The organism is Rahnella sp. WP5 (assembly GCF_000745615.1).
GTDB lineage: Bacteria > Pseudomonadota > Gammaproteobacteria > Enterobacterales > Enterobacteriaceae > Rahnella > Rahnella aceris.
The window spans coordinates 651,585-665,066 of sequence record NZ_KN050720.1; the positions used below are offsets into that span (position 1 = coordinate 651,585).

Annotated in this window: 13 protein-coding genes and 2 tRNA genes; 8 read left to right on the plus strand and 7 right to left on the minus strand. The window is 53.4% G+C overall.

What is annotated here, in order from left to right:
- Nucleotide 1: 1 nt before the first annotated feature.
- Both EX31_RS20110 and EX31_RS20115 read left to right on the plus strand, forming a co-directional pair.
- Nucleotides 2–77: transfer RNA gene (locus EX31_RS20110), tRNA-Val, on the plus strand.
- Between the two features lie 7 nt (nt 78–84).
- Nucleotides 85–160: transfer RNA gene (locus EX31_RS20115), tRNA-Lys, on the plus strand.
- A gap of 65 nt (nt 161–225) precedes the next feature.
- Here the strand turns inward: EX31_RS20115 and eutC are convergent.
- From eutC to eat, 3 genes are read right to left on the minus strand one after another with little or no spacing between them, the layout of a single operon-like run.
- Nucleotides 226–1,035 carry an ethanolamine ammonia-lyase subunit EutC gene (eutC, locus tag EX31_RS20120; protein ID WP_037036336.1) on the minus strand — a complete coding sequence of 270 codons (810 nt, stop codon included), beginning with the start codon at nt 1,033–1,035 and terminating at the stop codon, nt 226–228.
- 11 nt (nt 1,036–1,046) lie between these two features.
- The gene (locus tag EX31_RS20125) at nt 1,047–2,429 is read right to left on the minus strand and encodes an ethanolamine ammonia-lyase subunit EutB (protein WP_037036339.1); all 1,383 of its coding nucleotides are present in this window, start codon (nt 2,427–2,429) and stop codon (nt 1,047–1,049) included.
- A 21-nt stretch (nt 2,430–2,450) separates the two neighbouring features.
- Nucleotides 2,451–3,860, minus strand: coding sequence for an ethanolamine permease (eat, locus tag EX31_RS20130; RefSeq protein ID WP_015689496.1), 1,410 nt, complete (start codon nt 3,858–3,860; stop codon nt 2,451–2,453).
- A 287-nt stretch (nt 3,861–4,147) separates the two neighbouring features.
- Between eat and EX31_RS20135 the strand changes: the two genes are divergently transcribed.
- Both EX31_RS20135 and EX31_RS20140 read left to right on the plus strand, forming a co-directional pair.
- Nucleotides 4,148–4,699: a nucleotidyltransferase family protein gene (locus EX31_RS20135; protein ID WP_037036341.1), complete on the plus strand. Its 552-nt coding sequence runs from the start codon at nt 4,148–4,150 to the stop codon at nt 4,697–4,699.
- 114 nt (nt 4,700–4,813) lie between these two features.
- Nucleotides 4,814–5,155 (plus strand): FlxA-like family protein, encoded by a 342-nt coding sequence (locus EX31_RS20140; protein WP_013574442.1) that lies wholly within the window; start codon nt 4,814–4,816, stop codon nt 5,153–5,155.
- Between the two features lie 32 nt (nt 5,156–5,187).
- Here the strand turns inward: EX31_RS20140 and EX31_RS20145 are convergent, their stop codons facing one another.
- Nucleotides 5,188–6,114, minus strand: coding sequence for a LysR family transcriptional regulator (locus tag EX31_RS20145; protein WP_013574441.1), 927 nt, complete (start codon nt 6,112–6,114; stop codon nt 5,188–5,190).
- A 98-nt stretch (nt 6,115–6,212) separates the two neighbouring features.
- Between EX31_RS20145 and EX31_RS20150 the strand changes: the two genes are divergently transcribed.
- Entirely contained in the window at nt 6,213–7,202 is a 990-nt protein-coding gene (locus EX31_RS20150; protein WP_013574440.1) for a bile acid:sodium symporter family protein, read from the plus strand.
- 78 nt (nt 7,203–7,280) lie between these two features.
- On the opposite strand, the gene EX31_RS20155 is transcribed toward EX31_RS20150, so the two are convergent.
- From EX31_RS20155 to zipA, 3 genes are all read right to left on the minus strand, one after another.
- Nucleotides 7,281–7,523 carry a DUF3820 family protein gene (locus EX31_RS20155; protein ID WP_037036343.1) on the minus strand — a complete coding sequence of 81 codons (243 nt, stop codon included), beginning with the start codon at nt 7,521–7,523 and terminating at the stop codon, nt 7,281–7,283.
- Nucleotides 7,524–7,526: 3 nt separating this feature from the next.
- Entirely contained in the window at nt 7,527–9,548 is a 2,022-nt protein-coding gene (ligA, locus tag EX31_RS20160; protein ID WP_037036345.1) for an NAD-dependent DNA ligase LigA, read from the minus strand.
- A 71-nt stretch (nt 9,549–9,619) separates the two neighbouring features.
- Entirely contained in the window at nt 9,620–10,618 is a 999-nt protein-coding gene (gene zipA, locus EX31_RS20165) for a cell division protein ZipA (protein ID WP_037036348.1), read from the minus strand.
- A gap of 223 nt (nt 10,619–10,841) precedes the next feature.
- Here zipA and cysZ point away from each other — a divergent pair, with 223 nt between their 5' ends.
- The 3 genes from cysZ to ptsH all read left to right on the plus strand — a co-directional run bounded on the left by cysZ (nt 10,842) and on the right by ptsH (nt 13,479).
- Complete coding sequence (gene cysZ, locus EX31_RS20170; protein WP_013574435.1) at nt 10,842–11,642, plus strand: sulfate transporter CysZ; 801 nt, start codon at nt 10,842–10,844, stop codon at nt 11,640–11,642.
- A gap of 210 nt (nt 11,643–11,852) precedes the next feature.
- Nucleotides 11,853–12,818, plus strand: a complete 966-nt coding sequence (gene cysK, locus EX31_RS20175; protein WP_013574434.1) for a cysteine synthase A — start codon at nt 11,853–11,855, stop codon at nt 12,816–12,818.
- Nucleotides 12,819–13,221: 403 nt separating this feature from the next.
- Nucleotides 13,222–13,479 carry a phosphocarrier protein Hpr gene (ptsH, locus tag EX31_RS20180; protein ID WP_013574433.1) on the plus strand — a complete coding sequence of 86 codons (258 nt, stop codon included), beginning with the start codon at nt 13,222–13,224 and terminating at the stop codon, nt 13,477–13,479.
- Nucleotides 13,480–13,482 lie beyond the last annotated feature (3 nt).

Here is a 13,482-nt window from a genome sequence, read left to right on the forward strand (position 1 = left end):
TGGGCGATTAGCTCAGTTGGTAGAGCATCTCCTTTACACGGAGGGGGTCGGCGGTTCGAGCCCGTCATCGCCCACCACTTCTGCGGGCCGTTAGCTCAGTTGGTAGAGCAGTTGACTTTTAATCAATTGGTCGCTGGTTCGAATCCAGCACGGCCCACCAATTCAGAGAAAAGCGCCTATAGGCGCTTTTTTCGTTTCTGTACTCCGGTAATTTTTTCCCTTCTCCTACTCCAGTTTAAACATCGGCACGACCTTATTGTGTAGCGCCGGATTATCGCTTTCATCTTTCAGATTGACGCCCGACAACTGGCGATGGAAAGATTGTTCGAGCAGCCAGGCGAGTTTAAAAGCCGCCTGCGGATAATTCAGCCCTTCCGGCCGCACATTGGAAATACAATTTCGTTCCGACTCCAGCCTTTTGGTATGTGGCCCCCAGGTCATGTAAATGCCTAAACTGTCGGGAGATGACAATCCCGGACGTTCTCCGATCAAAATCGCTACCGCCTTCGCTTTCATCACCTGCGCAATATCATCGCCCAGTGCCACCCGCGACTGATGCGCCAGCACCACAGGCCCGATTTTCAGCTCCAGCGTGCGCAGATAGGGCAATAACGCCGCAATCAGCGGTACGGCCTGCCGGTGCACGGCTTTCGATGACAAACCGTCAGCGATGACCAGCACAACGTCGGCAGGCTCCGGCGCCATACGCTGCAAGGCCTGACGGCTGCTTTCTGACAGCTTGCGGCCAAGATCAGGACGACACAGATAGGTCGCCCTGTCCGGTGCAGCGCTGGCAACGGTCAGCGTTTCCAGCCCCAGCGCATAAAGTTCGGGTTCGAGCTTCTGGCTGTCAAAAGGCTGATGCACGGCATCACGCGCCTGCGCATGGGCTAAACCAAATCGCAGCAGCTCATCGGTGGGCAGACTCGAACCGGTACGTCCCAGCGCGATACGTGCAGCCGTAAACTGACGCAGAGTTTCCCACGGGTTGCTATGCACCAGCGGCGATAATCCCTGCTCTTTTTCTTTATTCATCAGCACAGACCTCAGCTCAGTTGCGGCAACTGACGCAGTAACGGATGGGATGCACGGGTATCCTGCAAGACGCCCTGCGGATCGATAATTTTCATTTTCTCCAGCCATACGGCAAATTCCGGCGCATGTTTCAGCCCGAGTAATTCACGGATGTATAACGCGTCATGGAAAGAAGTGCTCTGATAATTGAGCATGATGTCATCCGCGCCCGGTACGCCAATCAGGAACGTCAGCCCGGCAGTGCCGAGCAGCGTCAGCAAAGTGTCCATATCATCCTGATCGGCTTCTGCATGATTGGTGTAACAGACATCGCAGCCCAGCGGCACGCCCAGCAGTTTGCCGCAGAAATGGTCTTCCAGACCCGCACGGATAATTTGTTTACCGTCATACAAATACTCCGGGCCGATAAACCCCACCACGGTGTTAATCAGCAGCGGTGAAAAATGGCGGGCGATGGCGTACGCACGCGCCTCACAGGTTTGCTGATCGACCCCAAAATGCGCATTGGCAGATAAACAACTGCCCTGCCCGGTTTCGAAATACATCACGTTGTCGCCGAGCGTGCCACGCTTAAGACTGAGCGCCGCCTGTTGCGCTTCCGCCAGCAGCGCCAGATTGATACCAAACCCGCTGTTCGCCGCTTCAGTTCCCGCTATCGACTGAAACACCAGATCAACCGGTGCGCCGCGCTCCACCAGTTTGATGGTGTTAGTGACATGCGTCAGCACACAGGACTGCGTGGGAATTTCAAAGCGCGTAATGATGTCATCAAGCATGTAATTGAGGTTTTCCAGCAGCGGTAAGCTGTCGCTGGCAGGATTAATGCCAATCACCGCGTCGCCGGAGCCATATAACAAACCGTCGAGCATACTGGCAGCAATGCCCTGTAAATTATCGGTCGGATGGTTCGGCTGCAGGCGCACGCTCATGTGCCCCGGCAGCCCGATAGTATTGCGGAATTGAGTAATCACCCGGCATTTTTTAGCCACCAGGATCAGATCCTGATTGCGCATCAGTTTGCTGACGGCAGCCGCCATTTCGGGCGTGATCCCGCGGGCGACGGCTGCCAGCACAACGCTGTCGGTTTTTTCACTCAACAACCAGTCGCGGAAATCCCCGACGGTGAGATGCGAAATCGCGGCAAACGCCGCGACATCATGAGTATCGACAATCAACCGCGTGACCTCATCGTCCTCATACGGCACCAGCAATTGTTGCAGGAAGGTTTTGAGCGGCACATCAGCCAGTGCCATTTTTGCCGCCATGCGCTCTTCAGCGCTGGCGGCAGCCACTTCAGCCAGATAGTCGCCCGACCGTGCGGGCGACGCCTTTGCCATCAGTTCGCGTAAATCCTTAAACTGATAACTTCGGTGACTTAATGTCGTCTGAAACATAACACTCCTTAGCGCGCCGGATTATTTGCTGCTTTTAGCGGGAACCGGGCGCAGGCCACGTAATTGCGGATCTTCCGCAGCATCAGTCCGCGACTGATGGGTGATACGGAACCAGGCATACGCCAGCAACATCATGGCGGCGAAGATCAAAAACAGTAAGGTGTTGTAGTAAATCATAGCGATCAGACAGACGACTGCCAGCACCAGCGCCAGAGCAGGTGCAAAAGGATAGAGCGGCGCACGGAACGGACGGATTAAATTCGGTTCGCTGCGGCGGAGTTTAAACAATGCAGCCATCGAAATGATGTACATCACAATGGCGCCAAAGACCGACATTGTCACGATATTGGCCGTCAGTGGCTGGCCGCCAATCACGATCAGTGAATCCGAGAAAATAGCCGCGATGCCAACAACGCCCCCCGCGATAATACCAAGATGCGGTGTCTGGAAACGGGCGTTGACGCTGGCCAGTCGTTTAGGCAAATAACCTGCCCGGGCCAGCGCGAAGATCTGACGGGAATACCCCATGATAATGCCGTGGAAAGAGGCAATCAGGCCAAAAAGCCCCAGCCAGACCAGCATGTGCAGCCAGCCACTGTTGCTGCCGACAATCAGTTTCATGGCCTGCGGTAACGGGTCGTTGATATTCGACAGCTTGGTCCAGTCGCCCACACCACCGGCAAACAACATCACGCCGAGCGCCAGAACGGTCAGAGTCAGAATGCCGCCGATAAAAGCTTTCGGAATGGTACGCTGCGGATCTTTCGCCTCTTCAGCGGCCATTGAGGCACCTTCTATCGCCAGGAAAAACCAGATGGCAAAAGGAATGGCCGCAAAAATACCGGAAAAGGCTGCGGGACTGAAAGTGTCGCTGCCCGCCCATCCACCGTGAACAAAGTTCGACATTTCAAAGCCCGGTGCCACCACGCCCATAAAGACCAGCAATTCAAAAATTGCCAGCAACGTGACCAGCAGTTCAAAGGTGGCGGCAATACTGACGCCGAGAATATTGAGCGCCATAAATACCAGATACGCGCCAACAGCCACCCATTTCGGCTCAATCGACGGGAACTGCACATTGAGATACGCCCCGATCGCCATCGCGATAGCGGGCGGCGCAAAAACAAATTCCACCAGCGTTGCGAAACCCGCGACAAATCCGCCCGTTGGCCCGAACGCACGGTAAGCGTAAGCAAAAGGACCGCCCGCGTGCGGAATCGACGTAGTGAGTTCGGTAAAGCTGAAAATAAAGGCGCAATACATAGCCGCTATCACCAGAGCAGTGATAAGAAAGCCCAGTGTGCCTGCCTGCGCCCAGCCGTAACTCCAGCCAAAATATTCGCCGGAGATAACCAGCCCGACGGCAATGCCCCAAAGTTTAAAACTCCCCAGTGTACGTTTTAAAACAGGTGTGACTTTCGTGGTTTGCATAAATGATCCCCTGCCCGGTGATAATTCAATTTTCGTTGGAAAAGAACTGCGACAGCCTTGCTCTTATTTGTGTTGCAAAGGATGGATGTTGCAAAGGCTGTACCACTTAAGAAACCCTCAGCAGGCGCGGCCTGTAGCCGTATTCAGGGGAGGCTTGCTACATTTTAGCGCGCCGCCGTAAGCTGCATATCCGAAATGGTGCGTTGGATAAGCGTCACAAAAGGGCGCTACACTTTGGCTTCTCAGAACGCTGACGTCGGATAAAAGGAGAACATCACGTGGCAACAATGGAACAGCAAATCATCACCTGGCTCAGAGAGGAACCGCTTCATTTGCAGGCACTGACGCAGGCACGCACGCAAAATCTTAACGATGCCTGGCTGGCGGCGGGCTTTGTCCGCAATCTGGTCTGGGACCGGCTACACGGATATGCGCAGGCCACTGCGCTCAATGATATCGACGTGGTGTATTTCAATCCGCTGGATTGCTCGCCGGAAGCTGACGAGCGCTATGAACATCGCCTGAAAGCGCAATCGCCCGACCTTCCCTGGTCTGTGAAAAATCAGGCCCGCATGCATGAGCGCCACGGCCATGCGCCCTATTCCTCCAGCGCCGAGGCGATGAGCTACTGGGTGGAAATGGAAACCGCTATCGGCGCAAGAATGAATGCTGACGGGCAAATTGAGCTGAATGCGCCGCTGGGACTGGATGCGTTGTTTGCTTTCAGTATTACGCCAAACCCGCGGCATGCGATCCCCGCAGTTTTTGCCGAGCGGATCAGCAGCAAAAGCTGGCTGACCCGGTGGCCGAAGCTCAGAGTGAAAGCGTTAACCGAATGAAAACCATAAATACCGTAAGGAATATGCAAAGCCTGTAAAGCCTCGCTGATTTTTGCCGATATAGCTTAAGCACTTTTACGTGCAAAATTTTATTCTTACTCAATGAGGCTTTTTATGACGACTATCAGCGCGACCAGCAGTTCGGTAAGCTCTGCGTCCACCAGCGACTCAGGCAGTGCCAGCCAGATTGCAAAGCTGACTAAGCAGATTACCAAACTGACTGAGCAGCTCAAAAACGTGGGCAATTCAGGCGGCGATACTGACGAAGTTAAGCAACAGCAAGAACTCCTGCAGCAGCAAATCGAAATGCTGCAACAGCAGATCGCGCAGATTCAACAACAACAGGCTCAGAAAGCGCTTCAGCAACAGCAGCAACAACAAGCTGACGCTGAAATGAAGAAAGACGAAGGCGTGAATAAGCCTTCAGAAACCAACGCAGTCGATATCTACGTATAACCCGGTCAAAGCCTGAAACAGCCGGCAAGGTATCAGTGGTTGTACATTCCCTGCTGGCTGCGTTTTTCCCGTAATAAATTCGCCTGCTCTTTCACCACCTGCCAGATGGCCTGTGCAGCGGGTGATAACGACCGGTTTTTACGTCTGACCAGCATCAGCACCCGGTTGATTTCCGGCACCAGGCTTCTGACCACCAGACGGCTCCCTTCCGGCATGGGCAACGCCAGCGCCGGGATAACACTGATACCAATTCCGGCTTCCACCATCGGGAATAACGTGGCTGGATGGCCGATTTCCTGAGCAATCTCCGCTTTCACTTTCTGCGCTTTCAGTGCGCCGTCGATCAGGATCCGGCTTCCTGATGCGTAATCCTGCAGCACCAGTTTTTGGCCGTTCAGTGCCTGCCATTCAACCTCCGGCAGCGCCGCCAGCGGATGATCCTCACGGCACATCAGCAAAAACGGCTCATGCAGAATCGGCTCGCAGTCCAGATCGGTGTTTTCACCCGGATCAATCACAATGCCGAAATCCACTTCCGCATTTCTGACGCTGTTAAGCACCAGTTGCTGCGCCTGATCGCGCAACAAAATACGAATGTCCGGATACTGCCGCTCGCCGCTGGAGATACATTGCGGCATCAGTTGCGCCGAAATCGTCTGGCTAGAGGCAATACGCACCCGACCATTATGCTGCGTGCCGAAGCTGCGGGTGTCGAGCAGCATGGCGTGGAGTTCGTCGAGCAACGGCTCGACACGATTCGCCAGACGCAGACCGGCATCAGTGAGCACGACTTCGCGCGTTGTGCGGTCCAGCAACCGTACGCCCATTTCGGCTTCCAGCTCTTTCATACTGTGGCTGACAGCCGACTGGCTTAAACCAATGGACTCACCAGCCCGGCTGAAGCTGCCGTAGCGTGAAACGGTCACAAATACGCGAAGTTGCCTGAGCGAATAATTCATGAATTTTCTGCATTAATGGATTAAATAAATCAATTTTTTAATTGTATCGCAAAGACTCAGAATAGCCGCATTCAGAAACAACAAATCCGAGACTTGTTATGCGCTTCCTACCCGATCGCTTTACCCTGACACTCATCGCTACGGTTTTGCTGGCGACGTTCTTCCCGGCCAGCGGCATATTTGTGGCTTTCTTCAATAATCTGACCATTTTCGCCATCGGCCTGCTGTTTTTCATGCATGGCGCAAAACTCTCGCGCGAAGCTATTTTTCAGGGCAGCAATAACTGGCGTCTGCATTTGTGGGTGATGTTCAGTACCTTCATTTTATTCCCGATCCTCGGGCTGCTTTTCCAGTGGTGGCATCCGGTAGACGTCAGTCCGCAAATTTACAGCGGCTTTGTCTATCTGTGTATTTTGCCTGCGACGGTGCAGTCGGCGATTGCATTTACCTCACTGGCAGGCGGGAACGTAGCGGCAGCGGTGTGCAGCGCCTCCGCATCAAGCCTGCTGGGGATTTTTGTTTCGCCGTTGCTGGTCAGCCTGCTGATGCATGTGCAAGGGGAAACGGGGAATGGTTTAGAACAGGTCTGGCATATTGTTCTGCAACTGCTGGTGCCGTTTGTCGCCGGGCATTTACTCCGTCCGCTGATTGGCGGCTTTGTCGAACGTCACCGTAAAATGATCGGCAAAACCGACCAGACATCGATTTTGCTGGTGGTGTATTCCGCTTTCAGCGAAGCCGTGACGCAGGGGATCTGGCATCAGGTCGGCATCGGTTCACTGCTGTTTATCGTGGTGTTCAGTCTGGTACTGCTGGCCTTTATCCTGGTGATCAATACCTATATGGCGCGCTGGATGGGCTTTAGCAAACCCGATGAAATTACCATCGTGTTCTGCGGCTCGAAGAAAAGCCTGGCGAACGGTATTCCGATGGCGAACATTCTGTTCCCGGTCAGCGCGATTGGCATGATGGTGCTGCCGCTGATGATTTTCCATCAGGTACAGTTGATGACCTGCGCGGTGCTGGCAAAACGTTATCAGAAAAAACAACAGGAAGCGGCGCTGAAACACGCGCCTGTTACTGAATAAGCTGGCTAAATAGCAGGCAGAAAAAAGGCGCTGAATTCAGCGCCTTTGTTTTATGAGTTGACCCGCTCTCAACAGCGTTTACTCGTCAGTGCCGTCCAGTCCCGGACCATTGCGGCGCAGCGGATTGATCAGGCTTTGCAGCCCTTCGCTTTTAATCGTCAGCGTCAGCTGCATCAGTTCACCCAGTTTTCCTTGCGGAAATTCGTCCTTACGGGCGAACCACAGCAAATATTCTTCCGGCAAGTCGATCAGCACCCGTCCGGTATATTTACCGAACGGCATCACCGTATTGGCTATCTGGATCAGATCTTCTTTTTCCATGATTTATTCACCCAGCAGACGGATCATTTCCGCCTCGTCGATCACCTCAATGCCCAGTTCCTGCGCTTTCGCCAGCTTGGAACCCGCCGCTTCACCGGCAATCACCAGATCGGTTTTCTTCGACACGCTGCCGGAGACTTTCGCGCCCAGCGCAGTCAGACGATCTTTGGCGTCATCGCGGGAAAGAATCGACAGCGAACCGGTCAGTACCACAGTTTTGCCGGCAAACGGACTGTCGATTTCTTCCGGTACAATGACCTGCACTTCCGGCCAGTGAATATTGATTTCAGGGCTTAACAACTCGTCGATGACCTGCTGGTTATGTTCTTCCGACAGGAAATTCACCACGTGTTTCGCCACTACATCACCCACATCCTGAACGCCTTTCAGCGATTCAATATCTGCCGCTTTAAGTGCCTCAACCGAGCCGTAATGCGCGGCAAGGTTAGCCGCCGTGGCTTCGCCCACTTCACGAATACCCAGCGCATACAGGAATCTCGCCAGCGTGGTTTCTTTGGCTTTTTCCAGCGCACTGACCACGTTCTGCGCCGATTTCGGCCCCATGCGGTCCAGACCGGTAAGTTTGCCCGCCGTCAGACGGAACAGATCTGCCGGCGTTTTGACATATTCTTTCTCGACCAGTTGATCGATGATTTTGTCGCCCATGCCGTCAACGTCCAGCGCACGACGGGAGACGAAATGCTTCAGCGCCTCTTTGCGCTGTGCACCACAAATCAGACCCGCCGTACAACGCGCTACCGCTTCGCCTTCGACACGTTCGACATCCGAGTGACAGACCGGGCACTGCGTCGGGAAAACCACTTCGCGGGCATCTTCAGGACGCTCATCCAGCACCACGCCCACCACCTGCGGGATAACATCTCCGGCACGACGGACAATCACGGTATCGCCGATACGCAAGCCAAGACGCTCGATTTCATCTGCGTTATGCAGCGTGGCATTGCTGACCATCACGCCCGCAACCAGAACCGGCTCCAGACGTGCGACCGGCGTGATCGCACCAGTACGCCCGACCTGGAACTCGACGTCTTTCACCAGCGTGATTTGTTCCTGCGCCGGGAATTTGAAGGCTGTTGCCCAGCGCGGCGCACGTGCCACAAAGCCCAGCGTTTCCTGAATATCCAGCGAGTCAATTTTCACTACCACGCCGTCAATATCAAAGCCCAGTGACGGACGGTCGGCTTCAACCTGACGGTAAAACGCCAGCACTTCTTCGCTGCCGGTACACAGGCGGACGCGATCACTGACCGGTAAACCCCAGGCTTTAAACTGTTGCAGGCGGGCAAAGTGGCTGCGCGGCAGTTCCCCCCCTTCCAGCAGGCCAACGCCGTAGCAGAAGAAGGTCAACGGACGTTTGGCGGTGATACGCGGATCGAGCTGACGTAATGAACCGGCTGCCGCATTACGTGGGTTGGCAAACACTTTCCCGCCGGTGCGGCGCGCTTCGTCATTCATCGCCTCAAAGCCCGGCTGTGGCATAAAGACTTCACCACGCACTTCAAGGCGCGCAGGAATGTTGTCGCCATGCAGACGCAGGGGAATGGCGCGGATGGTCCGTACGTTGGCGGTGATGTTCTCGCCGGTGGTGCCATCGCCACGCGTGGCCGCCTGCACCAGTTCGCCATTCTCATACAGCAGGCTTACCGCCAGACCATCAAGTTTCAGCTCGCAGCAGAATGTCAGAGGCTCAGCCGTTTTCAGGCGATCCTGCACGCGCTTATAAAATGCCAGATAGCTTTCTTCATCAAATACGTTGTCGAGCGACAACATCGGTACCTGATGTTTAACCTGTTCAAAGGCAGAAAGCGGTGCTGCGCCCACGCGTTGCGTCGGAGAATCCGCAGTAATCAGTTCAGGGTGCGCAGCTTCCAGCTCACGCAACTCGCGCATTAAGCGGTCATACTCCGCATCCGGCACTTCCGGTGCATCCAGAACATGATACTGGTATTCGTGATGGCGCAACTGAGTGCGTAATTGATTGATTTGTTCTTCGATAGTGGCCATGACTCACCGTGGAGATAAAAAACCCCCGGCAAGCGGGGGTCAGGGAAGTGGGTGTTTCACGAACGCCGGACTCAGGCGATCGCCTCGAGGACCTCGCGGATCCGCGCTTTGTACGTTTCGAGCTTCTGCGGCGTAATCATACGACGCTCATCGTCAAGCACCATCGCACCGACATCATCGGCAATACGCTGGGCGGACTGCAGCAACAGTTTGAAGTTCTGATGCGCATCACCGTAGCAAGGTACCATCATAAACAACGTAACGCCTGGGGTGGAGAAGTCAGACATATTGTCAGGGTCGAAGGAACCCGGTTTGACCATATTTGCCAGACTGAACAACACCGGACCGCTGCCCGCAGGGCTGACGTGACGATGGAAAATATTCATGGCACCAAACTGGAAACCGGCCTGAAGCACGCTGTTGAGCAACACTTCACCACCGATGACACCGCCCTGATGCGCGGCAACATGCAATACCAGAACCGTCTCTTTCAGTTTCGCTTTCTCAGCCGGTGCTTCTTCTGCAGGAGCAAAAGGTGCAGCCTGAGGTTCTGCTTTCGCAGCAGGCGCGGCATCAGCATGAATTTCCTGCGGCGGAACCGGTGTGTGCGGTTTAGCTTCAGGCGTGTATTCCTGATGCGCAAAATCTGCGGCAGGTTCGCGACGCGGTGCAGTGACGGGTTCAGCAGCTGAATAACCACTCAGCAAGGGATCATCCTGCACACCATGTTGCTGCGGCTGAGCCGGTTGCTGAGGACGAGCAACAGATGCTGGCGCTGGCTGCGCAGGGGAAACCTGCGGCTGACGTGGCGGTGCAGTCTGTTCGGGCTCGCCATACTGACCTAAAGTCGGTTCATCCTGAGGATAAGCAGGACGCACGCGCACTTCCCCCACTCCATCGACAAAATCTTCGGACGGAGATTGTTCCCGTTCTTTTTTCACACGTTTAGCTGGACGATCGCGGAAAAGCGAAGAGCGTTCTTTACGGCTGGTCCACAAACCGTGTAACAACAACGCTATTATGGCGATCGCGCCAACAACGATTAATATCAGACGCAAATCCTGCATCATTGCTATCTCTGTTGTTCTAATACATTGCCACCACGGCAAACATTCACATGATTAACTCTATTTGCCCACGTAGATAAGTGCAAGTCTCGACTCTACTTTCTGCTAATAAATAGGGCAGTTGCACCTTTTTTTGCTGTTTTTTCAGCCAATCCACCGCTAGCCAGTGGAAAATCATACCGATATGATAGCCCATGTCATTCAACTCAGAGAGAAAATTTCGTTTATGACCTCCTCGCACAGCACCAGACAACAAAATGGTGTGCATTATTTCAAACAAGGCTGGACGCTCATTTCCTTGCCGGGGATACGACGTTTTGTGATTTTACCCCTCGCCGTCAACGTGCTGTTGATGGGCGGCGCATTCTGGTGGCTGTTCACCAAACTGGGTGAATGGATCCCGGCGATGATGAGCAAGGTGCCGTCGTGGCTCAGCTGGCTGGATTATCTGATCTGGCCGGTCGCAGTGCTTTCTGTCGTGCTGGTGTTCAGCTATCTCTTCAGCACCCTCGCCAACTGGATAGCCGCCCCCTTCAGCGGGTTGCTCGCCGAACAACTCGAAGCGCGCCTGACAGGGAAAACGCTGCCTGATACCGGCATCTGGGACATCATGAAAGATTTACCGCGTATCATGAAACGTGAATGGCAGAAACTGGCGTATTACCTGCCGCGCGCCCTGCTGCTGTTCGCGCTGTACTTTATTCCGGTGATCGGCCAGACCGTGGCCCCGGTGCTGTGGTTCTTCTTCAGCGCGTGGATGGTCGTCATTCAATATTGCGATTATCCGTTCGATAACCACAAAGTCAGCTTTGCCGATATGCGCCGTTCACTCGGCAGCAACAAAATCGACAACATGCAGTTTGGTTCGCTGGTCAGCCTGTTTACGATGATCCCGTTGCTGAATCTGGTGATCCTGCCGGTTGCCGTGTGCGGCGCGACGGCCATGTGGTGTGATCGTTATCGCAATATTTACGTTAAAAGCGATGTTTATAACAATAGTATCGACGTGAATTCCAGCCGCAAATAACGCTTTTTATTCACAGCCGCCTGCAGGCGGCTGCCTGCTATGCTTGACTTTTCTCCCTCAAACTTATTTCTTAATAACGTATCGATATAGCAAATACCAAAACCTTACTTCACTGGGAAAGCGGTTCGCGTATGCTTTCCTGATTCCCACTAATTTCATAGTGTTGAAAGCTTCACACCGTGAATATTTCATACAGTTAAAGGACGGGTTATGAGCAAGATCTATGAAGACAATTCATTAACAATTGGCCACACGCCACTGGTTCGCCTGAACCGTATCGGTAATGGTCGAATTCTGGCTAAGGTCGAGTCACGTAACCCGAGCTTCAGCGTGAAATGCCGTATCGGTGCCAACATGATCTGGGATGCTGAAAAGAAAGGCATTCTGACCAAAGATATCGAACTGGTTGAACCTACCAGCGGTAACACAGGTATCGCACTGGCCTATGTGGCTGCTGCGCGCGGTTACAAGCTGACACTGACTATGCCGGAAACCATGAGCGTTGAACGCCGTAAGCTGCTCAAAGCGCTCGGCGCCAATCTGGTGTTAACCGAAGGCGCCAAAGGCATGAAAGGTGCGATTGCCAAAGCCGAAGAAATTCAGGCCAGTGATCCGCAGCGCTATCTTATTCTTCAGCAGTTCAGCAACCCGGCCAATCCGGCTATCCACGAGCAAACCACCGGCCCGGAAATCTGGGAAGATACCGATGGCGCAGTGGATGTGCTGATTGCAGGCGTGGGTACCGGCGGGACTATCACCGGAACGGGCCGTTATCTGAAAAGTAAAAAAAGCAGCGTGAAACTGGTGGCCGTTGAGCCAACAGACTCCCCGGTTATCACCCAGACGCTCAACGGTGAAGAAGTGAAGCCGGGCCCGCATAAAATCCAGGGTATCGGCGCAGGCTTTATTCCGGGTAACCTGGATCTGGCATTGCTGGATCGTGTCACGTTAATCACCAACGACGAATCCATTCAGATGGCACGCCGTCTGATGGAAGAAGAAGGCATTCTGGCCGGGATTTCTTCCGGTGCTGCGGTTGAAGCTGCGGTGAAATTATCCAAAGAACCGGAGTTTGCAGATAAAACGATTGTGGTTATTCTGCCTTCTTCCGGTGAACGCTATCTGAGTACCGCATTGTTTGCAGATTTATTCACTGAAAAAGAATTGCAACAATAATGCCACATCCTTAAAAGCGGCTAAAAAAGCACCTCGAGGGGTGCTTTTTTGTGGCCTGCGTCAAACTTTACACCACTTCGTCATTGATTTTACCCGCCAGGTTTAGTATTTAACCGGACAATTATTTCGATGCTCGAAATTAATCGCTTCCACGAGTCTTCCCCGCTGAATCGATTTACTGATTTGTTACACGAGGGGAAAAGACGGCATAATGGAGGAATAACAGAAAAAGCCTGGATCCAGGGCAAAGAGTTTTATCGCTGAGTGCGTTATTTTCTCTTTTCTGTTGCATCTGAACCTGCCCCTGAACCATAGTCAGGCGCGAATCTCTACAGGCTAAAGTGAAGGCCATAAGCTAAACTTTAGCTCCACAACATTACTTTAATAAGTTGGGGAAACAACAATGTTCCAGCAAGAAGTTACTATTACCGCTCCTAATGGTCTGCACACTCGCCCTGCTGCACAGTTCGTGAAAGAAGCTAAAGGTTTCGCTTCTGACATCACCGTGACTTCAAACGGTAAAAGCGCCAGTGCTAAAAGCCTTTTCAAACTGCAAACTCTGGGCCTGACCCAAGGTACCGTTGTGACCCTCTCAGCTGAAGGTGAAGACGAGCAGAAAGCCGTTGAACACTTGGTAAAACTGATGGCAGAGCTCGAGTAATAC

Bases quoted from the DNA above. Each gene is read 5' to 3' on its own strand.
- eutC (WP_037036336.1), bottom strand. From the start codon at position 1,035: ATGAATAAAGAAAAAGAGCAGGGATTATCGCCGCTGGTGCATAGCAAC.
- EX31_RS20125 (WP_037036339.1), bottom strand. From the start codon at position 2,429: ATGTTTCAGACGACATTAAGTCACCGAAGTTATCAGTTTAAGGATTTA.
- eat (WP_015689496.1), bottom strand. From the start codon at position 3,860: ATGCAAACCACGAAAGTCACACCTGTTTTAAAACGTACACTGGGGAGT.
- EX31_RS20135 (WP_037036341.1), top strand. From the start codon at position 4,148: ATGGAACAGCAAATCATCACCTGGCTCAGAGAGGAACCGCTTCATTTG.
- EX31_RS20140 (WP_013574442.1), top strand. From the start codon at position 4,814: ATGACGACTATCAGCGCGACCAGCAGTTCGGTAAGCTCTGCGTCCACC.
- EX31_RS20145 (WP_013574441.1), bottom strand. From the start codon at position 6,114: ATGAATTATTCGCTCAGGCAACTTCGCGTATTTGTGACCGTTTCACGC.
- EX31_RS20150 (WP_013574440.1), top strand. From the start codon at position 6,213: ATGCGCTTCCTACCCGATCGCTTTACCCTGACACTCATCGCTACGGTT.
- EX31_RS20155 (WP_037036343.1), bottom strand. From the start codon at position 7,523: ATGGAAAAAGAAGATCTGATCCAGATAGCCAATACGGTGATGCCGTTC.
- ligA (WP_037036345.1), bottom strand. From the start codon at position 9,548: ATGGCCACTATCGAAGAACAAATCAATCAATTACGCACTCAGTTGCGC.
- zipA (WP_037036348.1), bottom strand. From the start codon at position 10,618: ATGATGCAGGATTTGCGTCTGATATTAATCGTTGTTGGCGCGATCGCC.
- cysZ (WP_013574435.1), top strand. From the start codon at position 10,842: ATGACCTCCTCGCACAGCACCAGACAACAAAATGGTGTGCATTATTTC.
- cysK (WP_013574434.1), top strand. From the start codon at position 11,853: ATGAGCAAGATCTATGAAGACAATTCATTAACAATTGGCCACACGCCA.
- ptsH (WP_013574433.1), top strand. From the start codon at position 13,222: ATGTTCCAGCAAGAAGTTACTATTACCGCTCCTAATGGTCTGCACACT.